This is a genomic window from Streptomyces sp. CA-210063, assembly GCF_024612015.1.
In the GTDB taxonomy this organism is placed as follows: Bacteria; Actinomycetota; Actinomycetes; order Streptomycetales; family Streptomycetaceae; genus Streptomyces.
In genome coordinates, this window is sequence record NZ_CP102512.1 from 5,356,359 (window position 1) to 5,382,130 (window position 25,772).

21 protein-coding genes and 2 tRNA genes are annotated in these 25,772 nt (G+C 68.5%); 10 read left to right on the forward strand and 13 right to left on the reverse strand.

Translation table 11 applies throughout. The annotated features are described in order from the left end of the window. Positions 1-17 precede the first annotated feature (17 nt). Both JIX56_RS23290 and JIX56_RS23295 read right to left on the reverse strand, forming a co-directional pair. Positions 18-2,828, reverse strand: a complete 2,811-nt coding sequence (locus JIX56_RS23290) for a beta-L-arabinofuranosidase domain-containing protein (RefSeq protein WP_257543194.1) — start codon at positions 2,826-2,828, stop codon at positions 18-20. Between the two features lie 449 nt (positions 2,829-3,277). Continuing rightward, a tRNA-Leu gene (locus JIX56_RS23295) sits at positions 3,278-3,361 on the reverse strand. Positions 3,362-3,846: 485 nt separating this feature from the next. Here JIX56_RS23295 and JIX56_RS23300 point away from each other — a divergent pair. From JIX56_RS23300 to pknB, 6 genes are all read left to right on the forward strand, one after another. After that, entirely contained in the window at positions 3,847-4,692 is an 846-nt protein-coding gene (locus JIX56_RS23300; RefSeq protein WP_257543195.1) for an FhaA domain-containing protein, read from the forward strand. 10 nt (positions 4,693-4,702) lie between these two features. Further along, complete coding sequence (locus JIX56_RS23305) at positions 4,703-5,230, forward strand: FHA domain-containing protein FhaB/FipA (protein ID WP_257543196.1); 528 nt, start codon at positions 4,703-4,705, stop codon at positions 5,228-5,230. Positions 5,231-5,328: 98 nt separating this feature from the next. Next, on the forward strand, positions 5,329-6,882 hold the full coding sequence (locus JIX56_RS23310; protein ID WP_257551057.1) for a Stp1/IreP family PP2C-type Ser/Thr phosphatase: 1,554 nt from the start codon (positions 5,329-5,331) through the stop codon (positions 6,880-6,882). A 27-nt stretch (positions 6,883-6,909) separates the two neighbouring features. Further along, positions 6,910-8,346: an FtsW/RodA/SpoVE family cell cycle protein gene (locus JIX56_RS23315; RefSeq protein WP_257543197.1), complete on the forward strand. Its 1,437-nt coding sequence runs from the start codon at positions 6,910-6,912 to the stop codon at positions 8,344-8,346. Next, positions 8,343-9,803: a peptidoglycan D,D-transpeptidase FtsI family protein gene (locus JIX56_RS23320; protein WP_257543199.1), complete on the forward strand. Its 1,461-nt coding sequence runs from the start codon at positions 8,343-8,345 to the stop codon at positions 9,801-9,803. Before JIX56_RS23315 ends, JIX56_RS23320 begins: the two co-directional genes overlap by 4 nt. Positions 9,804-9,972: 169 nt before the next feature. Next, complete coding sequence (gene pknB, locus JIX56_RS23325) at positions 9,973-11,955, forward strand: Stk1 family PASTA domain-containing Ser/Thr kinase (protein ID WP_257543200.1); 1,983 nt, start codon at positions 9,973-9,975, stop codon at positions 11,953-11,955. A gap of 171 nt (positions 11,956-12,126) precedes the next feature. Here pknB and JIX56_RS23330 read toward each other — a convergent pair whose 3' ends face one another. From JIX56_RS23330 to JIX56_RS23355, 6 genes are read right to left on the reverse strand one after another with little or no spacing between them, the layout of a single operon-like run. Continuing rightward, a complete protein-coding gene (locus tag JIX56_RS23330; protein WP_257543202.1) occupies positions 12,127-12,870 on the reverse strand; it encodes a class E sortase in 744 nt (247 codons plus the stop codon). A 25-nt stretch (positions 12,871-12,895) separates the two neighbouring features. Continuing rightward, on the reverse strand, positions 12,896-14,161 hold the full coding sequence (locus JIX56_RS23335) for a class E sortase (RefSeq protein ID WP_257543204.1): 1,266 nt from the start codon (positions 14,159-14,161) through the stop codon (positions 12,896-12,898). Beyond that, positions 14,158-14,808 carry an aminodeoxychorismate/anthranilate synthase component II gene (locus JIX56_RS23340; protein WP_257543206.1) on the reverse strand — a complete coding sequence of 217 codons (651 nt, stop codon included), beginning with the start codon at positions 14,806-14,808 and terminating at the stop codon, positions 14,158-14,160. The genes JIX56_RS23335 and JIX56_RS23340 overlap by 4 nt, the downstream gene beginning before the upstream one ends. Beyond that, positions 14,805-14,966 carry a hypothetical protein gene (locus JIX56_RS23345; RefSeq protein WP_257543208.1) on the reverse strand — a complete coding sequence of 54 codons (162 nt, stop codon included), beginning with the start codon at positions 14,964-14,966 and terminating at the stop codon, positions 14,805-14,807. The genes JIX56_RS23340 and JIX56_RS23345 overlap by 4 nt, the downstream gene beginning before the upstream one ends. A gap of 53 nt (positions 14,967-15,019) precedes the next feature. Continuing rightward, positions 15,020-15,712 (reverse strand): class E sortase, encoded by a 693-nt coding sequence (locus JIX56_RS23350; RefSeq protein ID WP_257543210.1) that lies wholly within the window; start codon positions 15,710-15,712, stop codon positions 15,020-15,022. A gap of 17 nt (positions 15,713-15,729) precedes the next feature. Next, entirely contained in the window at positions 15,730-16,578 is an 849-nt protein-coding gene (locus JIX56_RS23355) for a DUF881 domain-containing protein (RefSeq protein ID WP_257543212.1), read from the reverse strand. Positions 16,579-16,720: 142 nt separating this feature from the next. Here JIX56_RS23355 and crgA point away from each other — a divergent pair, with 142 nt between their 5' ends. Continuing rightward, positions 16,721-16,975, forward strand: coding sequence for a cell division protein CrgA (gene crgA, locus JIX56_RS23360; RefSeq protein WP_257543214.1), 255 nt, complete (start codon positions 16,721-16,723; stop codon positions 16,973-16,975). A 303-nt stretch (positions 16,976-17,278) separates the two neighbouring features. Here crgA and JIX56_RS23365 read toward each other — a convergent pair whose 3' ends face one another. Together JIX56_RS23365 and JIX56_RS23370 are read right to left on the reverse strand one after the other, a co-directional pair. Continuing rightward, positions 17,279-18,172: a rhomboid family intramembrane serine protease gene (locus JIX56_RS23365; protein ID WP_257543216.1), complete on the reverse strand. Its 894-nt coding sequence runs from the start codon at positions 18,170-18,172 to the stop codon at positions 17,279-17,281. A gap of 155 nt (positions 18,173-18,327) precedes the next feature. Further along, entirely contained in the window at positions 18,328-18,861 is a 534-nt protein-coding gene (locus tag JIX56_RS23370) for a peptidylprolyl isomerase (protein ID WP_257543218.1), read from the reverse strand. Positions 18,862-19,222: 361 nt separating this feature from the next. On the opposite strand from JIX56_RS23370, the gene JIX56_RS23375 reads away from it, so the two are divergent. Continuing rightward, positions 19,223-19,924 carry a DUF5324 family protein gene (locus tag JIX56_RS23375; protein ID WP_257543220.1) on the forward strand — a complete coding sequence of 234 codons (702 nt, stop codon included), beginning with the start codon at positions 19,223-19,225 and terminating at the stop codon, positions 19,922-19,924. Between the two features lie 460 nt (positions 19,925-20,384). Here JIX56_RS23375 and JIX56_RS23380 read toward each other — a convergent pair. Then, positions 20,385-20,457: transfer RNA gene (locus tag JIX56_RS23380), tRNA-Ala, on the reverse strand. A gap of 182 nt (positions 20,458-20,639) precedes the next feature. Between JIX56_RS23380 and JIX56_RS23385 the strand changes: the two genes are divergently transcribed. Then, complete coding sequence (locus JIX56_RS23385) at positions 20,640-21,188, forward strand: helix-turn-helix domain-containing protein (protein ID WP_033530590.1); 549 nt, start codon at positions 20,640-20,642, stop codon at positions 21,186-21,188. 280 nt (positions 21,189-21,468) lie between these two features. Further along, on the forward strand, positions 21,469-23,397 hold the full coding sequence (locus tag JIX56_RS23390) for a serine/threonine-protein kinase (RefSeq protein WP_257543222.1): 1,929 nt from the start codon (positions 21,469-21,471) through the stop codon (positions 23,395-23,397). A gap of 196 nt (positions 23,398-23,593) precedes the next feature. On the opposite strand, the gene JIX56_RS23395 is transcribed toward JIX56_RS23390, so the two are convergent. Then, on the reverse strand, positions 23,594-25,102 hold the full coding sequence (locus tag JIX56_RS23395) for a hypothetical protein (RefSeq protein WP_257543224.1): 1,509 nt from the start codon (positions 25,100-25,102) through the stop codon (positions 23,594-23,596). A 385-nt stretch (positions 25,103-25,487) separates the two neighbouring features. After that, positions 25,488-25,616 (reverse strand): DLW-39 family protein, encoded by a 129-nt coding sequence (locus JIX56_RS23400; protein WP_003999697.1) that lies wholly within the window; start codon positions 25,614-25,616, stop codon positions 25,488-25,490. Positions 25,617-25,772 lie beyond the last annotated feature (156 nt).

Below are 25,772 nucleotides of genomic sequence, written 5' to 3' on the forward strand. Positions count from 1 at the left end.
GCGCACGTCGTGCGCCGTCAGGCCGCGTACGTCGCGTTCCGCGCGGTGGTCACCACCTTCTGCCCGTCGGCCTGGCTGAGCAGCCCGGCCGACACCCACGAGCCGACGGTCGACTCCACGCGCGCCACCAGCGCACTCTTGGCGGCGAACGGTGCCCCGGCCCAGATCTCGTCCAGCAGCGTCGTGCCGTCGGACTTCGCCGGGTTGGCGACGCCCGAGTCGGTGCCCCCGAGGACGACCTTGGGTTCGGAGCGCTTGATGTAGGCGTGGGTCGGATCCTCGCTCCCCTCATGGAAGGGAGCGAATTCGGTGCCGTCCAGCGTGTAGTGCAGCGGCTTCCCGCTCACCGGGGTGAGTGAGGGCAGCAGGTCGCCGGAGAGCCCGGCGTTGCGGTACAGCCCGAACGACAGGTAGCTCGTACCGCTGTTCCTGCCGACCAGGTTGACCGGCCCGTAGAACAGGGTCTGGAGCGACGGGTCGTCGAGGGCCTTCTCCACCCTCAGCCGGAACGGGATCGTCACGCGTACGACGTCCCCGCCGCGCCAGGTGCGGGAGGGGATCGTGAAGTAGGTCCCCGCGGCCGGAGTGCCGCCGACCGCGCTGCCGTTGACGGTCACCCGGAAGCCTGTGGTGGCCCAGGACGGCACGCGTAGCCGCAGCTCGAAGGCCGCGCTACCGCCCCCGATGGTGATCGTGGAGCCCTGCTCCCGGGGGTAGTCGGTGCTCTGGGCGACCGTCACGCCCTTCGCGGACCAGTTCAGCGTGGCGGCGCTGTAGAGGTTGACGTAGAGGGCGCTGCCATCGGCCTTGGTGAAGTACACCGAGTCCTGGTATTTGGTGGCGCTCTCCATGCCGGTGCCCTCGCAGCAGGTGGTGCCCTGCTTGGGCGTGTAGTCGCGCACATGGCCGGGCGTGAGCCCGATGAAGTACGTGACCAGCGGCTTCTCCGCGTCGGCCTTGTCCTGCTTGGAGCCGAGGACCTGGTTGAGCAGGGCCCGCTCGTAGTAGTCCATGTACTTCGGGTCCTGCTCGTGGAAGAACAGGCTCCGGCTCAGCTTGAGCAGGTTGTACGCGCAGCAGGTCTCGGCGTTGGTGCCGCTGATCGTCCCCGAGATGACCCCGCGCGCCTTCCAGAACTCGGCCGTGCTGGTGCCGCCGATGCCGTACATGCGCGTCGGGATCACCATGCCCCAGAAGTTCTTCGCGGCGCTCAGATAGCGCGTCTCACCGGTGGCGTCGTACAGCCGGGTGAGGCCGGTGAAGATGGGGATGTGCTGGTTGGCGTGCAGGCCGTCGAGCGTGTCCGTGTTCGCCGCGCAGGCGTCGATGAGCTTGTCGAGATCGAACAGCTTGGCCAGGGCGAGATGGTCGGCCTTGCCGGTGATCGCGTACAGGTCGACGATCGCCTCGACCAGGCCGCCGTACTCGCCGCTGGAGAAGATGCCCCACATCCGCTGCAGGGTGGCGTCGGGCAGTTTCGACAGGCGCGAGTACATCCAGTCGCACAGGCCCGTGGCCAGATCGAGCGCCCCCGCGTCGTCGACGTGCAGATACGCGTCCAGCAGGCCGCGCAGGATCTTGTGCGCGGTGTAGTACGGCGCCCACACGCGCGTGTAGTCACCGCTGGTCATCGATTCCAGCTCGATGAACTGTGTCTCCGGGTACGCCGCCAGGAACCCGGCATGGCTGGGCGCGCCCCAGGTGCGGCGCAGGGTCGCGGTCAGCCCGCGCCCGGAGGAGTCCGCGAAGGTGCCGCCGCCGGTCTCGAAGAAGTCGTACGAGGCCAGGTTTCCGCGGCCTGCCGAAGAGGCCGACGCCCGATTGCCCTGGAGTGATGTGATCTCGGTGGCCGTCAGGGCCCGCGACCAGACGTTGAACTCGTCGAAGGCGCCCGCGAAGACGGGGTCGGTCTGGAAATTGGACCGACCGAGCCAGTTGTTCGCCAGGGTGCCGAGGGCCGCCGGAGTGAGGGACATCGACGTGTTCTGCGCCACGGCCGTGCCGTTGACATAGAGCGTGCCGGTGCCGCCGCCGATCGTGACGGCCAGGTGGCTCCACTGGTTCAGTGGCAACGCGGCAGTGCCGTTGAGGCCCTGCTCCCCGCCGGGTCCGTTGGTGGTGACGGCGAAGCGGGGGAAGCCACTGGCGTTGCGGGCGGCCAGGTACATGTACCGGGTGGTGCTGTCGCCGAAGTCGAAGACCCGGCCCCAGTTGGCGTTGTGGGTGGGCTTCACCCAGGCCGACAGGGTGATCGCCGAGGCACCGCCGAGCACGGCGGCCGGCAGGTCGACGTACTGGTAGGAGCCCCGGACGTTCTCCTGGGCGGTGCCGAACTTCCCGGTGACGGCGAGCATGCGCGGGTCGGTGCGCAGCGCCGCGCGGACCTCGGTCAGCGCTCCGGTCATGTAGCGGATCTTGTCGGCGTAGGCCGTGTCCTTCGTGCTCGCGTAGGCCTGGGCGAGCATCGTCAGGAAGTGCCCCGTGTAGTGGCCGCGAAGGTTGCCGTTGGCCTCGCCGTCGAGGCCCTCCCAGCCGCCGGGGGCCACCGCGCCCTTGGTGGAGAGTCCCGCGTTGGCGCGGAAGACCTGCAACAGGCGGTCGACGTCGTAGCCGCGGCCGTGGTCGAGCATCAGCTGCCGTTTGTCGGCGAACAGGCCCTGGCCGAGTGTCACGTCCTTGAGTTCGAACGGCCGTACCGACCAGGTGGACGGCGTCGGAACGGTGGCGGCGACCGCACGGCCGCCGCCCGCCTCGAAGGAGAGTCCGGGTGCGGCCGCGGCGAGTATCGCGGACTGGAGGAGGAAGCGTCTGGAGAGGGGCGGTGCCATGTGCGCCTCGTCTCTGGCAGGTGTGGGGGCCTCGGAAGGTCAAAGAATGAACATCGTTCGATATTGCGAATGTTGTGCGAATTCCCGACCGGAAGATAGGTATGCGGCAGGCGAGCGTCAACGGTACTGACGGGTTTCACAGGGGCGACGCCCAGGTGGAACAGCTCGCACACGGTCGCTCATCGCCGTTTCACGTGAAACATCGCCCGTATACACATCTACGGCGATTCACATGATGCTGACCCTGCAGTCACCCCCACCGCGCACGTGGGGCGGAGCACGCCCCCACGCCGTCCCGCGCCACCGAAAGCCGAAAGCCCTTACCGAATCTCCTGAGAGACTCCTCACACTCCAGAGCCCCCACAGTGGCCCGCCGAACCCCTCGACACAGCAGGCGAGCAGACAAAAAGAAGCGGTCCCATCGTGATCACGATGGGACCGCTTCGCTGTGCGCGAGGGGGGAGTTGAACCCCCACGCCCTTGCGGGCACTGGAACCTGAATCCAGCGCGTCTGCCTATTCCGCCACCCGCGCATTAGGTGTGTCCTCGGGCCCGCTCCTCGCGGCGCTGGCGCCTTCCGACATCGAGAAGATTAGCACGCTGGGGAGGGTGCAATCACATCCCTTATCCGCGGTCGCCCCGCTCCACGTCGCCCTGCCCGGGCCGACCAGCACGGACCGAACACACGGCCTCTCCTGCTACGTATCAACGAGTGCTGGTTCACGTATCAACCTCGTACCGGTCCCGGCCATCTCTACTGGAGAGGGACAGGGTGCACAGTCGGGTGCGGGACACTGGTCTCGCGCCGCCTCTACGATCCATGGCAAGACTTCGGACGGGGGAGTTCGAAGAGGAGCTCCGGCGGGAATCCGGCAGGGGACTTCAGTGGGCGTCGATACCGGGTGACACCGGTCGACGGGGCCGACAGGGGGAACCAGCCGATTTCCCGGCGCGTGGATACGATCAGTAAGCAGTACCGACGCAGTACGCAGAGCGGTGACGACGGAGGAGGTGCCCCATGGGAGTCCTGAAGAAGTTCGAGCAACGTCTCGAAGGTCTGGTCAACGGCACCTTCGCCAAGGTGTTCAAGTCCGAGGTCCAGCCCGTGGAGATCGCGGGAGCGCTCCAGCGTGAGTGCGACAACAACGCCACCATCTGGAACCGCGAACGGACGGTCGTCCCCAACGACTTCATCGTGGAGCTGAGCACACCCGACTTCGAGCGCCTCAGCCCCTACTCCGGCCAGCTCGGCGACGAGCTCGCCGGCATGGTGCGTGACTACGCCAAGCAGCAGCGCTACACCTTCATGGGCCCCATCAAGGTCCATCTGGAGAAGGCCGACGACCTCGACACCGGTCTGTACCGGGTGCGCAGCCGTACGCTCGCCTCCTCCACCAACCAGCAGGCCTCCGCGGGCGCCCCGGCGAGCCCCGCCGCGGGCCGCCCCGGTGGCTACGGCTACCCACCCACCGCCGCGCCCGCGGGTGCCCCGCCGATGCCGGCCGCGCCGCCGCCCGGCGGTGGCCGCCCCGGCGTCGCCCCGCTCGGCCAGCGGCCGCCGGCCGCTCCGACGGCCGGTGGGCGCATGCGCTACTGGATCGAGATCAACGGCACCCGCCATCAGATCTCCCGCCCGACGCTGGTGCTGGGGCGCAGCACCGAAGCCGACGTGCGGATCGACGACCCCGGCGTCTCCCGCCGGCACTGCGAGATCCGGACCGGAACGCCCTCGACGATCCAGGATCTCGGATCCACCAACGGCATCGTGGTGGACGGGCAGCACACCACCCGCGCTACGCTCCGCGACGGCTCGCGGATCGTCGTGGGCAGCAGCACCATCATTTACCGGCAAGCCGAAGGGTGAAGCGGGGGCAATGTCAGAGCTGACCCTCACGGTCATGCGGCTGGGTTTCCTGGCCGTACTGTGGCTGTTCGTGATCGTGGCCGTGCAGGTCATCCGCAGCGACCTGTTCGGTACGCGCGTCACCCAGCGGGGGTCGCGCCGGGAGAGCGCGCGGCCACAGCAGGCCGCCCGGCAGGCCGCGCCCCCGCAGCAGCGCGGCCAGCAGCCCGCGCCCGCCGCCGGCGGCGGGCGCCGTGGACGCAACGCCCCGACCAAGCTCGTCGTCAGCGAGGGCACGCTGACGGGTACGACCGTGGCGCTGCAGGGCCAGACCATCACCCTGGGCCGCGCCCACGACTCCACGATCGTGCTGGACGACGACTACGCCTCCAGCCGGCACGCCCGGATCTACCCGGACCGCGACGGCCAGTGGATCGTCGAGGACCTGGGGTCCACCAACGGCACGTATCTCGACCGGAACCGACTGACGACTCCCACGCCGATTCCGCTCGGCGCGCCGATCCGCATCGGCAAGACCGTCATCGAGCTGCGGAAGTAGTGCTACATCATGAATAGGCGCGAGCGGAGCGAGCACGCAGTGGTGGCCCCCACCAGGGGCCCCGGCGCGCTCCCGACCGGAGGGTGGGCACCGTGCGGATGTACCCGGAGCCGACGGGCGAGGTGCGCATGAGTCTGTCACTGCGCTTCGCCGCCGGATCGCACAAAGGCATGATCCGCGAGGGCAACGAGGACTCGGGCTACGCCGGTCCGCGGCTGCTCGCGATCGCCGACGGCATGGGCGGTCAGGCCGCCGGCGAGGTCGCCTCCTCCGAGGTGATCTCCACCCTTGTCACGCTGGACGACGACGTCCCCGGCTCCGACATCCTCACCTCCCTCGGCACCGCCGTGCAGCGCGCCAACGACCAGCTGCGCGCGATGGTCGAGGAGGACCCGCAGCTGGAGGGCATGGGCACCACGCTCACCGCCCTGCTGTGGACCGGCCAGCGGCTCGGCCTCGTGCACGTCGGCGACTCCCGCGCGTACCTCCTCAGGGACGGCGTCCTCACCCAGATCACCCAGGACCACACCTGGGTGCAGCGTCTGGTCGACGAGGGCCGTATCACCGAGGAGGAGGCCACCACCCACCCGCAGCGCTCCTTGCTGATGCGCGCGCTGGGCAGTGGCGACCATGTCGAGCCCGACCTCTCCATCCGAGAGGTCCGCGCCGGCGACCGGTACCTGATCTGTTCCGACGGTCTGTCCGGCGTCGTGTCCCACCAGACCATGGAGGACACCCTCGCCAGCTACCAGGGCCCGCAGGAGACCGTGCAGGAGCTCATCCAGCTCGCGCTGCGCGGCGGCGGCCCGGACAACATCACGGTCATCGTCGCCGACGTCCTCGACCTCGACACCGGGGACACCCTCGCCGGGCAGCTCTCCGACACCCCGGTCGTGGTCGGCGCGGTCGCCGAGAACCAGCTCCACCTGCAGGACAACGGCATCATGCAGACCCCGGCCGGCCGCGCCTCCGGGCTGGGCCGTCAGGGTCACGGACAGGGCGGCGGCGAGTTCGGCCCGCCCGGCTCCGGCGACACCACCGGGTACATGCCGGCGGCGGGCAGCTTCGGGAACTACTCCGACGACGACTTCGTCAAGCCGCGCAAGAAGCGCAAGTGGCTCAAGAGATCGTTCTTCGGCATCCTCGCCCTCGCCGTGATCGGCGGGGGCCTGTACGGCGGCTACCGCTGGACCCAGACGCAGTACTACGTCGGCGCCAACGACGACCACGTGGCGCTGTACCGCGGCATCAGCCAGGACCTGGCGTGGATCTCGCTCTCGAAGGTGGAGAAGGACCACCCCGAGATCGAACTCAAGTACCTGCCGTCGTTCTGGCAGAAGCAGGTCGAGGCCACGATCCCCCAGGGCAATCTGAGCGACGCCCGGAAGAAGATCGAGGATCTGTCCACCCAGGCGTCAGCGTGCAAGAAGAACGCCGAGCGCCGCGAGGCGGCGGACAACAACGCCAAGACCGGCGAGGGCGAGGCCGGCGGCGTCACGGGAACCACGAAGACCTCCCTCACGTCCAAGGCCACACCGTCCCCGACGTCGAAACCCTCGACGTCCCCGACCCAGACCGCACCTACACCGTCGACCGGACCCAGCCTCTCGGAGGAGGAGCAGGAGCTGGTCTCGCGGTGCGGTGAGCAGTAGGCAAGCCGCGAGGGGCCCACTCACACGATGAGCAGTACTACCAACACGTCGACGCAGCACACGTCCACGATCGGCGCGATCGGCACCCCGAGCCGACGCAACACCGAGCTGGCGCTGCTGGCGTTCGCGGTCGTCATCCCGGTGTTCGCCTACGTCAACGTGGGCCTCGCCCTGAACGACGAGATCCCGGCCGGTCTGGCCGCGTACGGCATCGGCCTCGGCGTGATCGCCGGGATCGGCCATCTCGTCGTCCGCAAGTTCGCGCCGTACGCCGACCCACTGATGCTGCCGCTGGCCACCCTGCTGAACGGGCTGGGGCTGGTGGCCATCTGGCGGCTGGACCAGTCGGAGCGGCTGCAGCTCAGCTCCACGTACGTCGAAGCATCGCCCCGGCAGCTGCTGAACTCGGCGATCGGGGTCGCCCTGTTCATCGCGGTGCTGGTCCTGCTCAAGGACCACCGCGTCCTGCAGCGTTACACGTACATCTCCATGGCGGCGGCCATCGTGCTGCTGATGCTGCCCCTGGTGCCCGGTCTCGGAGCCGAAACCTTCGGCGCCAAGATCTGGATCTCGATCCCCGGCCTCGGCACCATCCAGCCCGGCGAGTTCGCGAAGATCATCATCGCGGTCTTCTTCGCCGGCTACCTCATGGTGAAGAGAGACGCCCTCGCCCTCGCCAGCCGCCGCTTCCTGGGCCTCTACCTGCCCCGCGGCCGCGACCTCGGCCCGATCATCGTCGTATGGATCATCTCCATCCTGATCCTGGTCTTCGAGACCGACCTCGGTACCTCGCTGCTGTTCTTCGGCATGTTCGTGATCATGCTGTACGTCGCCACCGAGCGCACCAGTTGGATCGTCTTCGGCCTGCTGATGTCCGCCGCCGGCGCCGTCGGTGTGGCCTCCTTCGAGATCCACGTCCAGCAGCGCGTCCAGGCATGGCTGGACCCCATGGGCGAGTGGGAACTGTCCAAGACCGTGCTCGGCCACTCCGCACAGTCCATGGAGGCCCTGTGGGCCTTCGGCTCGGGTGGCACCCTCGGCACCGGCCTCGGCCAGGGCAACTCCGACCTCATCGGCTTCGCCGCCAACTCCGACTTCATCCTCGCCACCTTCGGCGAGGAACTGGGCCTGGCCGGCGTCATGGCGATCCTGCTGCTCTACGGGCTGATCGTGGAGCGCGGCATCCGCACCGCCCTCGCCGCCCGCGACCCGTTCGGCAAGCTGCTGGCGGTCGGCCTGTCCGGCGCCTTCGGCCTCCAGGTCTTCGTGGTCGCCGGCGGCGTCATGGGCCTGATCCCGCTGACCGGTATGACGCTGCCCTTCATGGCGTACGGCGGTTCCTCCGTCATCGCCAACTGGGCACTGATCGGCATCCTGCTGCGCATCAGCGACACCGCGCGCCGCCCGGCACCGTCCCCCGCCCCGAACCCCGACGCCGAGATGACCCAGGTGGTCCGACCGTGAACAAGCCCCTGCGCCGAATCGCGATCTTCTGCGGGCTGCTCATCCTCGCCCTGCTCATCCGCGACAACTGGATCCAGTACGTCCAGGCCGACTCCCTGAAGACGGACACCGAGAACCGCCGGGTGGCCATCGAGCGCTACGCCACCCCGCGCGGCGACATCATCGTCGACGGCAAGGCCATCACCGGGTCGGTCGCCACCAAGGGCACGGACTACAAGTACAAGCGCACCTGGAAGAACGGCGAGATGTGGGCGCCGGTCACCGGCTACTCGTCGCAGATCATCGGCGCGACCCAGCTGGAGAACCTCGAGGACGGCATCCTCACCGGCAACGACGACCGGCTGTTCTTCAGGAACACGCTGGACATGATCACGGGCAAGAAGAAGGAGGGCGGCAGCGTTGTCACCACCCTCAACGCCGCCGCGCAGAAGGCGGCCTTCGAGGGCCTCGGCGACAAGAAGGGTGCCGTCGCCGCGATCGATCCCCAGACCGGCGCGATCCTCGCCTTGGCCTCCACGCCGTCGTACGACCCGTCGACCTTCGCCGGCATCAGCCAGAAGGACAGCAAGACCTTCCAGAAGCTGGAGAAGGACTCCGACAAGCCGATGCTGAACCGCGCGCTGCGCGAGACCTACCCGCCGGGCTCCACGTTCAAGGTGGTCACGGCCGCCGCGGCACTGGAGAACGACGCCGTCACGGACATCGACGCCAAGACGGACACCCCGGACCCGTACCCGCTTCCGGAGTCGACCACCAAGCTCACCAACGAGCACGGCGTGTGCAAGAACGCCACGCTCCGCTACGCGCTCGAGCAGTCCTGCAACACGGTCTTCGCCAAGCTCTCCGACACCGTCGGCAACGACAAGATGCGTGAGCAGTCCGAGAAGTTCGGCTTCAACGAGAACGAGCTCGACACTCCGGTCCGTGCCGCGGAGAGCGTCTACCCCGAGGACAACCGTCCGCAGAACGCCATGGGCGGCATCGGCCAGGCCTCCAACCGCGCAACCCCGCTGCAGATGGCCATGGTCGCCTCCGCCGTCGCCAACGACGGAGAGCTGATGAAGCCGTACATGGTCGACCAGCTGCGCGCCTCCAACCTCGACGTCATCGAGTCGCACGACCCCGAGCAGCTCTCCCAGGCGGTCTCACCGGAGACCGCCCAGAAGCTGCAGGACATGATGGAGACCGTCGTCAAGACGGGCACCGGCACCAAGGCTCAGATCGACGGCGTCACCGTCGGCGGCAAGACCGGTACTGCGCAGCACGGCGTGGACAACAGTGAGAAGCCGTACGCCTGGTTCATCTCGTACGCCAAGCTCAGCGACGGCGGCTCACCGGTCGCCGTGGCCGTGGTCGTCGAGGACGGCGCGGCCGAGCGCGGTGACATCACCGGTGGCGGTCTCGCAGCCCCGATCGCGAAGAGTGTGATGGAGGCAGTGATCAACAGCAAGAAGTGACCCCGCTCACGTCACCTTCACATCAGTGCACGTTGCGATACCGGTCCTGTATCGGGTGACGCGGTTGGCCAGGTCACAGAAGGCGAGCCGGGTACCGTATGCCCGGAGCACAGCCGCCGGACCACACATGGGTGCGGTCGGGACCGACTGAGAGGGCTGGTAGGAAGCTATGGAAGAGCCGCGTCGCCTCGGCGGCCGGTACGAGCTGGGCCAGGTGCTCGGCCGTGGTGGCATGGCGGAGGTCTACCTCGCGATGGACACCCGCCTCGGCCGCACCGTGGCGGTGAAGACGCTGCGAGCGGACCTCGCGCGCGACCCCACCTTCCAGGCCCGGTTCCGCCGAGAGGCCCAGTCGGCCGCCTCGCTCAACCACCCCGCGATCGTTGCGGTCTACGACACGGGCGAGGACTACATCGACGGGGTCTCGATCCCGTACATCGTCATGGAGTACGTCGAGGGCTCGACCCTCCGTGAGCTTCTCCACAGCGGCCGCAAGCTGCTGCCGGAGCGGGCCATGGAGATGACCATCGGCATCCTCCAGGGACTGGAGTACGCCCACCGCAACCAGATCGTCCACCGCGACATCAAGCCCGCCAACGTCATGTTGACGCGCAACGGCCAGGTCAAGGTCATGGACTTCGGCATCGCCCGTGCCATGGGCGACTCCGGCATGACGATGACGCAGACGTCCGCGGTCATCGGCACCGCCCAGTACCTCTCCCCGGAGCAGGCCAAGGGTGAGCAGGTGGACGCCCGTTCCGACCTGTACTCGACGGGCTGTCTGCTCTACGAGCTCCTGACGGTCCGGCCGCCGTTCATCGGCGACTCCCCCGTGGCGGTCGCCTATCAACATGTGCGGGAGGAACCGCAGCCCCCGAGCGTCTTCGACCCGGAGATCACACCGGAGATGGACGCCATCGTCCTGCGTGCCCTGGTCAAGGACCCGGACTACCGGTACCAGTCCGCCGACGAGATGCGCGCCGACATCGAGGCCTGCCTCGACGGCCAGCCCGTCGCGGCCACAGCGGCCATGGGCTCGGTCGGCTACGGCGGCTACCCCGACGACCAACCGACCACCGCCCTGCGCGCCGACGCCGGTGCCACGACGATGCTGCCACCGGTCGGCCCGGACGACGGTTACGGCTACGACGACCGTCAGGGCCGCCGCCGCCAGCAGAAGAAGAACAACACCTCGACGATCCTTCTGGTCGTCGCCGGTGTCCTGGTGCTGATCGGCGCGATCCTCATCGGCCAGTGGATGTTCCCGGGGAACGACGCCTCCAACGAAACGTTCAAGAATCCCAGCTTCGTGGGACAGACGGAGGCCGAAGCCAAGAGAGCGGCAACCAATGTCGATCTCGAGGTGACGGTCACCAAGGACGAGTGCGAGGACCAGAAGACTGGCAATGTCTGCAGCCAGACGCCCCAGGAAGGTGATCCTGTCAAGAAGGGCGACACCATCGCGCTGGTGATCTCGACGGGCGCTCCCAAGGTCACGGTTCCGGACGTCCAGGGCATTCAGTTCGACGAGGCCCAGGCCGAGCTTGAGGACAAGGGCTTCGAGGTCAAGAAGAAGACCGAGGAGTCCGACCGCACGGCTGGCATCGTGATCGACCAGGACCCGGCCAGCGGGAAGATCGAAAAGGGTTCCACGATCACGCTGACGGTCGCCAAGGCTCCGGAGCAGGCCACCGTGCCGGACGTCGCCGGCAAGAGCTGCGACCAGGCCGTGGCCCAGATGCAGGCCAACGACCTCGTCGGCACCTGCACCGAGGTCGAGACCGAAGACGACAACCTCGTCGGCAAGGTCATCGCGACCAGTCCCGAGGCGGGCACCGAGCTGGACAAGGGCGACACGGTCACCATCCAGATCGGCAAGGAGGCCGAGGAGCAGGAGACCGAGGTCCCGAACGTCGTCGGCCAGACGGTGGGCCAGGCCAAGCAGACCCTGCAGGCCGCCGGCTTCACCAACATCCAGTTCGCGGGCGGCAGCGACCAGAGCGACACCGCGATCGTCACCGACCAGGACCCGGACGGCGGCAACAACGCCGACCCGGCCCAGACGACGATCACCCTCGCCTCGGTGGGCTTCGGCGGCAACAACGGCGGGAACAACAACAACGGCGGGAACGACGGCGGCATCTTCGGATAGCGCCACCGGACCCCACGACAAGGCCTGATCCACAGCCTCGTCCCGCACGACGAAGGAGCCCCGGCACCCTCCCTGAAGGGGGTGCCGGGGCTCCTTCGTCTTCGCTACGTTTCACGTGAAACGTTCGGTTTCACGTGAAACGTCCGTACGAGCGACCAACCCTCGGCGTCGCTACCGCAGCTCCTTCGGCAGCGTGCGCTCCGCGTTCACCCGCTCCACGCGCTCCAACTCGCCCCACACGATGTACCGGTACCGGGAGGTGTAGACGGGCGTGCAGGTGGTGAGGGTGATGTACTTGCCGGCCTTCTTCTTGCCGGACTCCTTGGGGATGTCCGACAGGACCTTGACGTTGTACTTCGAGGTCTCGGTGAGGGTGTCGTAGACCTTGTAGACGTACCAGTTGTCGCGGGTCTCGAAGACGATCGAGTCGCCCTTCTTGAGCTTGTCGATGTTGTGGAACTTGGCCCCGTGGCCGTCGCGGTGGGCGGCGAGGGTGAAGTTCCCGTCCTTGTCGGAGCTGGGGAGGGTCGCCTTGACGGGGTCGGTGTAGTAGCCGGCGACGCCACCGTTGAGGATCTTGGTGGAGGTGCCCTTCTTCACCAGGACCTCGCCGTTCCTCATGGCGGGGACGTGCAGGAAGCCGACGCCGTCCTTGGTGTCCAGGGCGCCCGGGCCGTTGTCGACCGACGCCCAGTTGTCGCGGACCTGGTTCGCTTCCTCGTCCGCCTCGCGGTCGGCGAGGACGTTCGTCCACCACAGCGAGTAGACGACGAACAGGCCGAGCACCAGGCCCGCGGTGATGAGGAGTTCACCGAAGACACTGACCGCCATGGCGATCCGGCCCATACCGCGGCGCCGCGGCACGGTCTCGGACGCGCCCGTCTTCTCTTCGGTGTCGTCGGTGGTCACTGCCACAGTTCTTCCGCCCTTGGTCGAGCCCCTACTGGACGAGCGCGTCGGGCTTCCCCTCGCTGCGCGGCCGTTCCTCCACCATCTTGCCCCACACGATCATGCGGTACTTGCTCGTGAACTCCGGCGTGCACGTGGTCAGCGTGATGTAGCGACCCGGCTCGGTGAAGCCCGACCCCGGAGGGACGGGTTCGAGCACTCTGACGTTCGACGGCGGCGTCACCGGGAGGATCGAGGCCATGTCGTAGACGTAGTACGTGTCCTGCGTCTCCACGACGATCGGGTCGCCGGGCTTGAGCCGGTTGATGTACCGGAACGGTTCGCCGTGGGTGTTGCGGTGGCCCGCGATACCGAAGTTGCCCGTCTTGTCCTCGGGCATCGCCGTCTTGATGCTGTTCTGGTCGTAGTGCCCGACCATTCCGCGGTCCAGGACCTTCGACTTGTTGATGCCTTCGGCGATCGGCACGACGACGTCGAGCTTAGGGATGTGCAAGATGGCGAATCCCTGGCCCGGTTCGAACGCGCCCGGCGCGCGCTTGCCGTTCTTCCACTCCTCCTGGAGGCTCGTCGCCTCCCTGCCGGCCTGCTGGTGGGCCCGGATGTTCGACCACCAGAGCTGGTACGTGACGAACAGCAGCATCACCACACCGGTGGTGATGAACACCTCGCCGATGGCCCGGCTCGCGATCACTCCCGCGCTGGGCTTGCGCGCCCGCGCCGCCCGCCGCGCCTCGACCCGGGAGCGGGGCGGCGCCTCCCCGGCCGCCTCTAAGGCTTCCTCGGGCTCCTGAGCGGCTCCGGAGCCCGCGTGGGCGCCCGGGGACCCCCCGTGTCTCCCATGCCGTCTCGCGGCCTTACGGCGGGCCGCACGGCCACCGGGAGCGGGGGGAGCGGGTATCGGCTCGGCCGCGGCCGCTATGCGCCGCGCCTCCTCCACCCGGAGCGCCACGGTCTCCTCGTCGATCGGAGGATGCTCCTGGGCGGTGCCGGTCGAGGGATGTTCGTGGACGGTCGCCGCTTCATAGGCCTCGAACGGACTGTCGTACGGGGCCTGGGGACGCGCCTCGTAGCCTTCGTACGGCTCGAACGAGGGCTCCGCGTACGGCTGCTGCTGCCCGTACCAGTCGCCTTGGCCGTACTGCGGGGCCTGCTGGGCGGCCCACTGCTGCCGGGGCTCGACCGCGTCGGTGAACGGCGCCCCGGGCTGGAAGGCCTCCGCCTCGAACGACTCGGCGCCCCCGTACGCGGCCTCGCCGCCGTAGGGGGCACTCTCGCGCTCGGGGCGCAGTGCGGTCACGCCGTGGCCCTGCCCACCACGGGGGCGAGCCCCGTCGACCTCGCCACGGCCCCTTGGTCGCCGCATTCCGCCAGCCAGTTGGCGAGCATGCGGTGCCCGTGCTCGGTGAGCACCGACTCGGGGTGGAACTGCACGCCCTCGACAGGCAGTTCACGATGCCTGAGGCCCATGATGATCCCGTCGTGGGTGCGCGCCGTGACCTCCAGCTCGGCCGGCACGGTCGCCGGCTCGGCGGCCAGCGAGTGGTAGCGGGTCGCGGTGAAGGGGGTGGGCAGGCCCGCGAAGACGCCCTGGCCCTCGTGCTCCACCAGCGACGTCTTGCCGTGCAGCAGTTCGGGCGCGCGGTCCACGACACCGCCGTACGCCACCTGCATGGACTGCATGCCGAGGCAGACGCCGAAGACGGGGACGCCGGTCGCGGCGCAGTGGCGGACCATGTCGACGCAGACGCCGGCCTCCTCGGGGGTGCCCGGCCCGGGGGACAGGAGCACGCCGTCGAAGCCGTCCTGGGCGTGCGAGGTCGCCACCTCGTCGTTGCGCAGCACCTCGCACTCGGCACCCAGCTGGTACAGGTACTGGACCAGGTTGAAGACGAAGCTGTCGTAGTTGTCGACGACGAGGACGCGGGCGGGGCGGGCGGCACTCACTGGTCGTTCACCGTCACATCGTTGAAGGGCAGCAGGGGCTCCGCCCAGGGAAAGACGTATTGGAAGAGGACATAGACCACGGCCAGGGTCAGCACGATCGAAAACAGCGCCTTCAGCCCCGCGTTGCCCGGCAGATGTCGCCAGATCCAGCCGTACATGCCGTCCCTTCCTTCACACCACGGCACCGGAATCACGCCGTACCGCCACCAGACTAACGGCGTAGTGCCTCCGGTTTCCCGGCCTCCACAGGGTGTGTGGATTCCAGATGGCCCCAGACGATGAGCCGATGGCTGTGTCCCCACTCCGGGTCGCACGTCGTCAGCGTCAGATAGCGCCCCGCGCGCGTGTACCCCGATTTCTTCGGCACGGGGTCGATGACCTGGACGTCCGTGGGCAATGTCCGATAGGGCCCCTCGTCGATGACGTACGTGAACCAGTCCGCGCCGTCGGTCAGGACCACCGCGTCGCCGGGGCGCAGCTTGGGAAAATCTTTGAAGGGATCGCCGTACGTGCGGCGATGCCCGGCGACTGCGAAGTTTCCCTTCTGTCCCAGCTGCGCGGTGTTCGCGTAGTGCCCGAGCCCTTTCTTGAGAGTGTCCGTCTTCGTGCCCTCGAGTACGGGCTTGTTCCACGTGAAACCAAGACGCGGGATGTACATGAGGGCGAAGGGCTTGGCGTCCTTGTACGGGGCGGGGGGCTCCGGAGCCGCCGAGGTGCCCGGGCCGGATACCGGTTCCACGGGCTGCTTCGCCCACTGGTCCTGGAGCAGGTCGACCTGGTGGTCCATCTCGGAGTCGGCCTTCACGCCGGTCCAGAACAGCACGTAGACGACAAAGAGCACGATCAGGGTGCCGGCGGTGATGCAGAGTTCGCTGACGGTTCTCACGATCACGCGCACCGACACGGGTCCCCCGGCTGCCGTTACTCCACGGGCTTCGCGTACTTCAGATCCACTGTGCCCGAGTAGCCGGGAAGAGTCACCGGCCCGTCCTCGGTGACTTTCCAGCCCAGCCCGTAGACGTTGACGTACACCATGTAGTTCTGGATCGCCTCGGACGCGGCGAGCGCCTTCTGGAGCTTCTCCGGGTCACCGACCGCCTGGATCTTGTACGGCGGTGAGTAGACGCGGCCCTGGAGGATCAGGGTGTTGCCGACGCACCGCACGGCGCTGGTGGAGATCAGCCGCTGGTCCATGACCTTGATGCCCTCGGCACCGCCCAGCCACAAGGCGTTCACCACGGCCTGCAGGTCCTGCTGGTGGATGACCAGGTAGTCGGGCTGCGGCTCGGGGTAGCCGGGGAGCTTGGCGGTGGCGTCCGGCGGGGCGTCGTCGAGGGTGACGGTGAGGGCCTCGCCCTTGAGTTTCTGGGTGCCGGCGTTCTTCTCCAGCGCCTTGAGCCGGGCGTCCTCGGCCTTGGTGCTGCCGTCGTCCCGCTCGGCGAGGGCCTCGACGTCGTCCCGGAGCACCGCGTTGGACTCGTCGAGCTGCCCGTTCTTGTGGCTGCGCTCCTGGATCAGGTCGGAGAGCTTCAGCAGCGAGGCGTCCGTACGGATATTGGTGCCCTTGGCCGTGTCGAAGCTGGTGAAGAAGATCAGCCCGGCCAGGGCGAATACCCCGACGGTGAGCACGCGCGCGGGCCGGAAGCCGCCCCGGGAGGAGGGATCGCCGTTTCGGACGGCGGGATCGGCACCGGTCGCGGAGGAGTCGCCGGAACGGGTCTCCGCAGAGGTGCCGGAACCAGCCTCGGGGGAGTCGGCTGAATTGCTCAACGTACCCTTATCTCCTTAGGCGCCGCGGAAGCACTACGCTAACGGACGCCCGGGGGAGCATTCAGTGTCCCCTTGTACGCTGCCCCGGAGCCCGCCACAGTTCCCTGCGCGGCCACGCAGCGCATCGACAGGAGAGACCCTCGTGCCGAAGTCACGTATCCGCAAGAAGGCCGACTACACGCCGCCGCCGTCCAAGCAGGCCACGGCTATCAAGCTGAACAGCCGCGGCTGGGTGGCGCCCGTCATGCTGGCCATGTTCCTCATCGGCCTCGCCTGGATCGTCGTCTTCTATGTGACGGACGGTTCCCTGCCCATCGACTCACTCGGCAACTGGAACATCGTGGTCGGCTTCGGCTTCATCGCCGCGGGATTCGGCGTCTCGACCCAGTGGAAGTAGCGGTCTCCGCTCGGTGGAAGTAGCTCTGCCCAGAGATATCCACCGAGTTATCCACAGGCGTTTTCCACAGTGGGGAAAAAGAACGACGATCTGTGGATAACTCACTGGACGTTGACGCCGGTATGACTGACCCACCGACATCCGCAAACCTGTTCGCCCCCTGCCTGACCTGCGAAAACGCAGGTGAGCGGCAGGGGGCACACCTGTTCCCGCACCCTATGCACAAGATCCGCCACGGTCTGTGGACAACAGTGCTGTAACAGTGCCGTCGGAGCGCCGGACCGGTGACGGTCCGACATCACCTCAGGTCAGCTGTGCGGTCCTGACCAGCGTCATGACCACCACTGCGGCCAGTACCAGGGCGCATACGCCGTACTGGATCAGCGCCCGCCGCTCGCGCGGCGCGTGCACCATCGCGTAACCGATCAGAACACCGCCGACGAGGCCTCCGACATGGGCCTGCCAGGCGATGTTGAACATCGGGGTGAAGGTGAAGATCAGGTTGATCACCAGCAGGATGATCAGCGGGCGCATGTCGTAGTTGAGACGGCGCATGAGAACGCCGGTCGCGCCGAAGAGCCCGAAGATGGCGCCGGAGGCGCCGAGCGACGGTTGGTTCTGCGCGGCGAGCAGGTAGGTGAGCGCGCTGCCGACCAGGCCGGAGACGAAGTAGAGCGCGAGAAAGCGGGCTCGGCCGAGGGCCGCCTCCAGCGGGCCGCCGATCCACCACAGACTCAGCATGTTGAACAGGATGTGCGTAACGCTGCCGTGCAGGAACATCGACGTCAGCAGCCGGTACCACTGTCCCTCGGCCACGCCCTGGAGCGAGGAGCCCAGTTCCGGGACCCAGGCCCGCCCGATGAGGTCGAACCGATCGGTGAAGTTGTCACCCGCAGACATCTTCACCAGGAAAAGCAGCAGATTCGCGCCGACCAGGATCTTGGTGAGGAGCCGGGGATCGGCGGCGATCGTGCCGCCCGCGAGGGTGCGCGGGGCGGAGGCGGAGGGCGCGTGGCCCGTGCCGGAGCCGTCGCGGACGCATTCGGGGCACTGGAAGCCGACGGAGGCGCTCACCATGCACTCGGGGCAGATGGGGCGCTCGCAGCGGGTGCAGCGGACGCCCGTCTCGCGATCCGGGTGCCGGTAGCAGGTGGGCAGGCTCCGCGCGTCCTGCGAGCTGCTCGGCACCTGGTCCATGGGGTCCCCTCCGTCTCGTGTGTGGAACGCATCGGCCCCGCCCATCCTTACGGATGAGCGGGGCGATTGGTTCCCTTCGGGGCCTTGTGAACCTTTCGGGTCCGACCTCGCGGCGAACCCGGCCTGCTCGGCCCTGGTGGTGAACCCCGGTGACCTCAGCCCTGGCGGGTCTCGATGACGACCGACTCGATGACGACGTCATTGACCGGACGGTCGGTGCGCGGGTTGGTCTGGGCGCCGGCGATGGCGTCCACGATCTTCTGGCTGGCCGCGTCGACGACCTCACCGAAGATGGTGTGCTTGCGGTTCAGCCACGCCGTCGGGGAGACGGTGATGAAGAACTGCGAGCCGTTGGTACCCGGGCCGGCGTTGGCCATGGCCAGCAGGTAGGGCTTGTCGAAGGCGAGGTCCGGGTGGAACTCGTCCGCGAACTGGTAGCCGGGACCACCGGTGCCGTTGCCCAGCGGGTCACCGCCCTGAATCATGAATCCACTGATCACCCGGTGGAAGACCGTGCCGTCGTAGAGCCTGTCCGTGGACTTCTTCCCGGTGGCCGGGTTGGTCCACTCACGCTCGCCCTGGGCGAGCTCGACGAAGTTACGGACCGTCTTGGGCGCGTGGTTCGGCAGCAGCCGCACCTCAATGTCGCCGTGGTTGGTCTTCAGGGTGGCGTACAGCTGCTCAGCCACGATCTGCCTTCCGTTGTCCTCTGTGACTCCCCCGATCCTCGCACGGACGACGCCGTCCGTCCCCCGACGCCCTCGCTCTTGTGCTGCGGGGGCGCGGAAAACCGGTCGAGAACCCCGGTACCGGCGCGCTTCGCGGCGATCCGTGGCATTCTCAGCACTGTCGCGGACAAGTTCCCGTTGCCCCGCATTCATCCCCTATTGCACGTGACCGGTCCATGAGCGGCTCTTGCTCGATGATCAGCCGGAGTCGGTGCCCATGACCCGGATGCCCGCCCGCACATGCCCCGGAGCGCTCCGGGAGGCATGATCCCCAAAAGGGTGGAAAGTCGAATTACCGTACGCCACCGAGGAGGAGGATCCCGTGACCCGCATCGACAGCGTGCGCGCCGCGACCGGCTCGGCGAAGGACAGCGTGCTGCACGCCGCGGAAGTGGTGGCGCCCTACGCCGACACGGCCAAGGACAAGGCCTCGCACTACGCGCATGAGGCACGTGTACGACTCGCGCCGAAGGTGTCGCAGGCCGCGGAACAGGCACGCGTCCAGTACGGCGCCCATGTCGTCCCGCGTCTTGAGCAGGCCCGCACGCATGTACCGCCGAAGGTCGACCACGCGGCCCACGAAGCCGCCGCCCGTACCCGCAAGGCGGCCCGCCAGGCCGCCGACTACTCCCGTCCACGCATCGAACAGGCCGTGGCCGCCGCCGGGCCCGCCCGTGAGGAGGCCACCGCCCGCAGTGTCGCGGCGCTGGCCGCGCTGCGCGGACAGGTCTCGCCCCAGCAGATCCAGAAGCTGGTCCGCAGGCAGCAGCGACGCGCGAGGCTCGGCCGCGCCGTCAAGGGCCTGGCCGTCCTGGGTGCCCTGGCGGGCGGTGCCTTCGCCGCCTGGAAGTGGTGGGACAAGCAGGCCAACCCCGACTGGCTGGTCGAGCCCCCCGCCGCCACCGAGGTCTCCGAGCCCGGCCACCTGTCCTCCGTCGACGGCAGCGGGCAGTCCGCACTCGACCCCGAGGTCCAAGCCAAGCAAGCCGAGGAGGAGGCCGCGGACCGCGACGACCGCGGCTGAGAACCGGCAGCCGAGGAGACTTCCCTCCGAGACTGCTGTCACCCCAGGGCACGTCCCTTCCGGGATGGTTCTTGCCCGAGGGTGCGCTCGTCCGGGCACTTTCAACAGCCCTGTAGGGCAGGAGACTTGCAGGCCTCCTGCCCTACAGGGCTGTTTCACGTGAAACGTCCGCCCCCAGCGTCGCGGAAGCACAGCAAACCGGAATGTATTGATCCGGTTGCGAAGGGTGATGTACACATTCCGCCGTCCACCTCTGTGATCCAGAGCACTGGTTTCGCATGTGCGCACGTCGACACGTGCCATCCCCCGTCACCCCGCACCAACGGCCATCTCCTCACGGACTGCACAGATAGCGATCGCGACGAGCCCGCCCCGAACGCCATGGGCGCCCCAGGGCCCCGGAGGCAAGAAAAAAGACCGGGCCGGATGTCCTACGACATCCGGCCCGGTCGATCCGCTGTGGAGCCTAGGGGAGTCGAACCCCTGACATCTGCCATGCAAAGACAGCGCTCTACCAACTGAGCTAAGGCCCCGAAAGGGAAGCGTCCACCCGGAAGAACCGACCACCGGGAGGCTTCGCAGACCAGAGTACCGGGTCACCCCCGGGATCTCGCAAAAAGATTGGGGGTCCCCGTGAACGACCACTCTCCGTAAGATGCTCGTCGTGGTTCGCTACAGCGAACCACGGTATTTGGGGAAGCGATGGGGAGACGCAATGGACGCCGCACAGCAGGAAGCGACCGCAAGAGCCCGGGAGCTGCAGCGGAACTGGTACGGAGAGCCGTTGGGGGCGCTCTTCCGTAGGCTCATCGAGGACCTGGGTCTCAACCAGGCCCGTCTCGCGGGGGTTCTGGGCCTGTCCGCACCGATGCTGTCGCAGCTGATGAGCGGTCAGCGTGCCAAGATCGGCAACCCGGCCGTGGTCCAGCGGGTGCAGTTGCTGCAGGACCTGGCGGGGCAGGTCGCTGACGGCAGCGTGAGCGCCGCCGAGGCGACCGAGCGCATGGACGAGATCAAGAAGTCACAGGGGGGCTCCGTGCTCAGCAACACCACGCAGTCGACGACGAGTTCGGGGGCGCCCACGGTCAAGCGGGTTGTCCGCGAGATCCAGTCGCTGTTGCGCTCGGTGGCGGCCGCCGGCGACATCATCGAGGCGGCGGACACCCTCGCCCCGACCCACCCGGAACTGGCAGAGTTCCTCCGGGTGTACGGCGCGGGCCGCACGTCGGACGCGGTGGCGCACTACCAGTCCCACCAGAACTGAGCCCAAGGCCCGGTCCCCGAAAGGGGGTTCGGCGACCGGGCCGCGGCCGAAGTGGGGGACGAGGGGCTTACGGGCCTCTCGTGAGTCACTGAGACGTGGACGTAGGCTCCAGAAGAGCCGAGAAGCCAGCGGAACGGAACGGCAGGGGGACAGGGGCGGAAAGCAAGCTCCGAGGGAAGCCGGGCACGTACAAGCCGGCTCCGCGGAGGGCGGCGCGAGCGCCGTGTCCTCCGCCGAAGGGCAGCCAAGGGGGGAGCCGAAGGGGGAACGACGCACAGCCATGGGTGAGGTCTTCGCCGGCCGGTACGAACTGGTCGACCCGATCGGGCGCGGGGGAGTCGGCGCGGTCTGGCGCACCTGGGACCACCGCCGTCGCCGCTATGTGGCCGCCAAGGTCCTGCAACAGCGTGACGCGCACGCCCTGCTGCGCTTCGTCCGCGAGCAGGCCGTGCGGATCGACCATCCCCATGTGCTCGCGCCCGCCAGCTGGGCCGCCGACGACGACAAAGTCCTGTTCACCATGGACCTGGTCGCCGGAGGCTCCCTGGTCAATCTCGTCAACGACTACGGCCCCCTTCCGCCCGCCTACGTCTGCGGTCTGCTCGACCAACTCCTGTCCGGCCTCGCCGCCGTGCACGCGGAAGGCGTCATCCACCGCGACATCAAGCCCGCCAACGTGCTGCTGGAGGCCACCGGCACGGCCCGGCCCCGCCTGCGTCTGTCGGACTTCGGCATCGCCATGCGCCTGGGCGAGCCACGGCTGACGGAGACCAACTACGTGGTGGGAACGCCGGGTTACTTCGCCCCCGAGCAGATGCTGGGCGCCGACCCGGACTTCCCGGCCGACCTCTTCGCGGTGGGCCTCGTCGCCCTCTACCTGCTGGAGGGCGCCAAACCCGACGCCAAGGCCCTCATCGAGCACTTCGCCGCCCACGGCACACCGAGCGCCCCGCGAGGCATCCCCGAGCCCCTGTGGCAGGTCATTGCCACGCTGCTCCAGCCGGACCCGAACTCCCGCTTCCGCACCGCCACGGGTGCCCGAAAGGCTCTCGCCGCAGCCACGGAGCTCCTGCCCGAGCCAGGCCCCGACGACGAACTGGTGGAGGTCTTCGACCAACTCGGTCCGCTTCCCAAGGGGTTCGCCCCCGAAGGTCCGCTGCAGAGGGCGTCGGGTCTGGACAAGACCGGCACCAGCACCGGCGGCACGTCCTCGCCGACTCCCGGCCCGGGTACGCCCACTCCTTCCAACTCGCCTGGCTGGTCCGGCCCTTCATCGCCTTCAGTGCCCGCCGTTCCCTCGGCTCCCGCCTCCACTCCGCCCGCTGCATCACCGCCCTCTTCGTCCGCGTCTCGATCCGCGTCTCCATCCGCGTCCTCGGTCTCGCAGCCGGTCTCGGGAGGTGGCTCCGGCGTAGACGCGACCCCACCGCCGCCCCAGAATCCGCCGCCGTTCAGCCCGCCGTCCCAGGACCCGCCGTCGCCCGGCACAGACACCGCGCTACCGGCACCGCCGGCCGGCTCCATGCCCCAGCCTCCGTACACGGGTTCCATACCGCCGCCGCCCAGGCCCGCCACCGCCCCGCCCCAAGCCGGATCCACCGGCTCCGGCTCCGGCTCCGGCACAAGTCCAAGCAACGGTGCCGACTATGGGCAGTGGTCTCAGGATTCCGGCTCCCTGCCGTCGGCGTCTTCGGCGCACACGGGTCACGTATCGCCCGAGTCGCCCCCGGCCGCCGTACCGCCGCGGCCCGAACGCGACCCCGTACCACCGCAGCCGTCCACGATGTCGGACACCGGCAGCTTCCATCTGCCGCCGCCCCAGGTACTGGCCACCCACACACCGCCGCGCCAGGCGGATCAGCAGCACACCCCCGGCCTCGGCTACCCACAGCAGCAACTGGAGCAGCAGGCCACTCCCCCCGCCGCGACGCCCGTCCAAGCCATCCCAGCGCCACTCCCCGAACCCGCGCATGTGCCCTCCCCCCAGCCGCACCCGCCGCTGGGCCTCTCTCAGGCCCCGACAGCAGCGGTGCAGCAGCACGCGTACGCCTCTACTGGTTCATACACCGCTCGGCCCCCGCAGGTTCCGCGTCGATCGAGGGCACTGTCGCGGCGCCGCCCGGGCCCTCCCGTCAAGGTGGTCGTTCCGGTCCTGATACTCGCGCTGGCCTGCTTCGCGGTGGGGTTCTGGGCGCTGGGCCAACTGTGAGCCTGTCAGCGCTGGGCCAGCTCTGACCCTGTCCCCTGTCCCCTGTCTCCCGGCCACCCCAGCTCGCCAACCCACCCAGCCACCGTGCGCGGCGATAAGACGTCGGCCGGTACCCGCCACCAACTCATCAGGTGCCCGCCACCAGCCGAGCCAGTACCTGCCTGCCCCAGCTCAGCCAGCCTGTCTGCCTGTCTGCCTACCTACCCCGAGACGCCCCATGCCGCCCCCGCGGAGCCGTGCCCACCCGCGGCCGTTCCGGTTCCGCACCGGCCGACGCCCGCCTGCGCGCCACGAGTGTCCACACCACGAGCACGAGGAGCAGCAGGCTCCCCGTGCCGATACCGCTCGCCGCGACGACCGTCATGGCGAGACGCTGGTCTCCAGTGCCCGTGGAGTTCCCGGAACCGTCCCCGCCGCCGGAAGTCCCTCCGTCCCCTTCATCGCCGCTGTCTCCCGCACCGTCCAGCGTGTCCGCCGCCGCGCCGCTCTCCGCGGCCTCCTGGTCCTCCTCGGTGACCTCGAAGGCGCCGCGTGGCTCGGAGGTACCCAGATACCCCGGTCCGGCCTCGGCCTCGCCCTCCAGCCGCACCCGCAGAGTCAGTCCGAGAGGCTCATCGCCGAACCGGTCGGCGACAGACGTCCCTAGGTGCACCGCCAGGTAGTACCAGCCCGCGAAACGCATCCCACTCACCTCGTTGTCGAGGGAGAAACGGTTCTCGTAGGCGACGGGCGGGAGCGGGGCCAGCGCGGCGGACCGCTGTTCGCCGCCGTAGTTGGCGGTTCTGTCGTCCACGAAGCCGCGTACGGGGTTGTAGAGGGACACGACGAACGCGTTCCCCACGTACCCGTCGCCACCGGTCGTGCTGCCCAGTTCGGCGGTGGCGGAGAGCTGCTGCCCCCAGCCGACGGGCACCTTGTAGAAGAGCGTCTCCCCGGCCCTGATGCCGACGTCGTCCTGCCAGACCCCCTGCGCCAACGGGCTCGCCGTGGCGAAGCCGCTCCCCCCACGGCGACGCTCCGGGTCCCCCGACACACCCTGGGGCGACGCGGAGTTCCAGGTCTCCGGGGCACTCGTCGAACCCCCCTTCCGCACAGCGGGCTCCGACATCAAGCCGAGTTCCAGCCCCCACTCCTCCGACGGCCCTTTCGACGGGGAGCCCGACACCGAACCAGACACCGAGCCCGTGCCCGGCCCCGCCCCGGCCCCCGCAGCCGGACCGACCCGTTCGACGACGACGTAATACACCCCGGCCCCCTGGCACATGTACTCGTCGCTGCCGATCTCACGCGACGCCCAAGCCGTGACGGGGTGCGCGCTGCGGGTCGGGCCGAAGCGGGCGGTCTTGTACGAACAGCGGTGCGCGTCGGCGTCCTGCAGAGACACCCTGACGCCGTCCGCGGAGCCGACCGTCGCTCCCGCCCCGGGTACGGCCGTGGCCGACACGTACGCGTTGGTGGCGGCGTCGAGATCGAGGCGGTAGTAGAGCTTGCCGCCCGGTCCGATGGAGCTCCGGTAGGTCGTACCGGCCGTCAGCCGCACGGCTCCGGTGCTGCTCGTCGTGCCCTCGACCGTCCTCGCGTCCTCGGCGTAGGAGTACGGAGTGGGCGTGTCGGCCGCCACGGCGGGCCCGGGCAGCGCCGTCGCCATGTACAGGGCCGCTCCCACGGCCGCCGCAACTCGCCACCAGACCGTGCGCCGCCCCATCACGCGCCACCCCTCGTCGTAGACCCGAAGTCGCGGCTCCGAAGTCGGAGCCCGGAAGAAGCCCAGAAGAAGCCCAGCAGAAGCTCCGGCAGTCGATGCCCGGATGCAGACCAGTTGCCGTAGTCCAGCAGTCGCGGTGCCGAGGCCGCGGCTCCGAACGCGCCCATCCTGCCGGGCCGGACGCGCCGATGCCCATGTTCCTAGGGGTGAGCGGCTGAAAACGGCCTCTACATAGACCGTTGTTTTGCTATCGCAAGCACATCGTTCGCCAACGCGAACACATGCCGTGCGGGATGGGCCCGAATATCCGGGACGACAGGCCCAAGCGACACAAAACCCCGACCGCGAGCGCGGCCGGGGTCTGCTCTGAGACTGATGTCGATGTTCACGAACCCGTGGGCACGGAGTCAGTCGCCTCCGTCCACAGATCCTGCTCGGCGCGATCCGCCTGGATCTGGCGGTACACGAGGAGCCCGCCGATGGCGGCCAGTGCGACCAGGAGAAGCTTCTTCACCGCGCGACCTCGTCTTTCCTTGACGTAGGGGACCTCTGCCGCCCGACTATACACACCGACCGATACCGATCGGTGACCTGCGTCGGCCCCTCAACTCCCGCCGGGAAGAGCGCAGTAGAACCGGACGCCACTGTTCCGATCGCAGGTTCATCACAC

Excerpts from the sequence above, each read along its gene's own strand:
- JIX56_RS23310 (WP_257551057.1), top strand. The coding sequence starts at position 5,329 with ATGTACCCGGAGCCGACGGGCGAGGTGCGCATGAGTCTGTCACTGCGC.
- JIX56_RS23365 (WP_257543216.1), bottom strand. The coding sequence starts at position 18,172 with ATGGACCAGGTGCCGAGCAGCTCGCAGGACGCGCGGAGCCTGCCCACC.
- JIX56_RS23390 (WP_257543222.1), top strand. The coding sequence starts at position 21,469 with ATGGGTGAGGTCTTCGCCGGCCGGTACGAACTGGTCGACCCGATCGGG.
- JIX56_RS23395 (WP_257543224.1), bottom strand. The coding sequence starts at position 25,102 with ATGGGGCGGCGCACGGTCTGGTGGCGAGTTGCGGCGGCCGTGGGAGCG.
- pknB (WP_257543200.1), top strand. The coding sequence starts at position 9,973 with ATGGAAGAGCCGCGTCGCCTCGGCGGCCGGTACGAGCTGGGCCAGGTG.
- JIX56_RS23385 (WP_033530590.1), top strand. The coding sequence starts at position 20,640 with ATGGACGCCGCACAGCAGGAAGCGACCGCAAGAGCCCGGGAGCTGCAG.
- JIX56_RS23345 (WP_257543208.1), bottom strand. The coding sequence starts at position 14,966 with ATGTACGGCTGGATCTGGCGACATCTGCCGGGCAACGCGGGGCTGAAG.
- JIX56_RS23315 (WP_257543197.1), top strand. The coding sequence starts at position 6,910 with ATGAGCAGTACTACCAACACGTCGACGCAGCACACGTCCACGATCGGC.
- JIX56_RS23290 (WP_257543194.1), bottom strand. The coding sequence starts at position 2,828 with ATGGCACCGCCCCTCTCCAGACGCTTCCTCCTCCAGTCCGCGATACTC.
- JIX56_RS23300 (WP_257543195.1), top strand. The coding sequence starts at position 3,847 with ATGGGAGTCCTGAAGAAGTTCGAGCAACGTCTCGAAGGTCTGGTCAAC.
- JIX56_RS23305 (WP_257543196.1), top strand. The coding sequence starts at position 4,703 with ATGTCAGAGCTGACCCTCACGGTCATGCGGCTGGGTTTCCTGGCCGTA.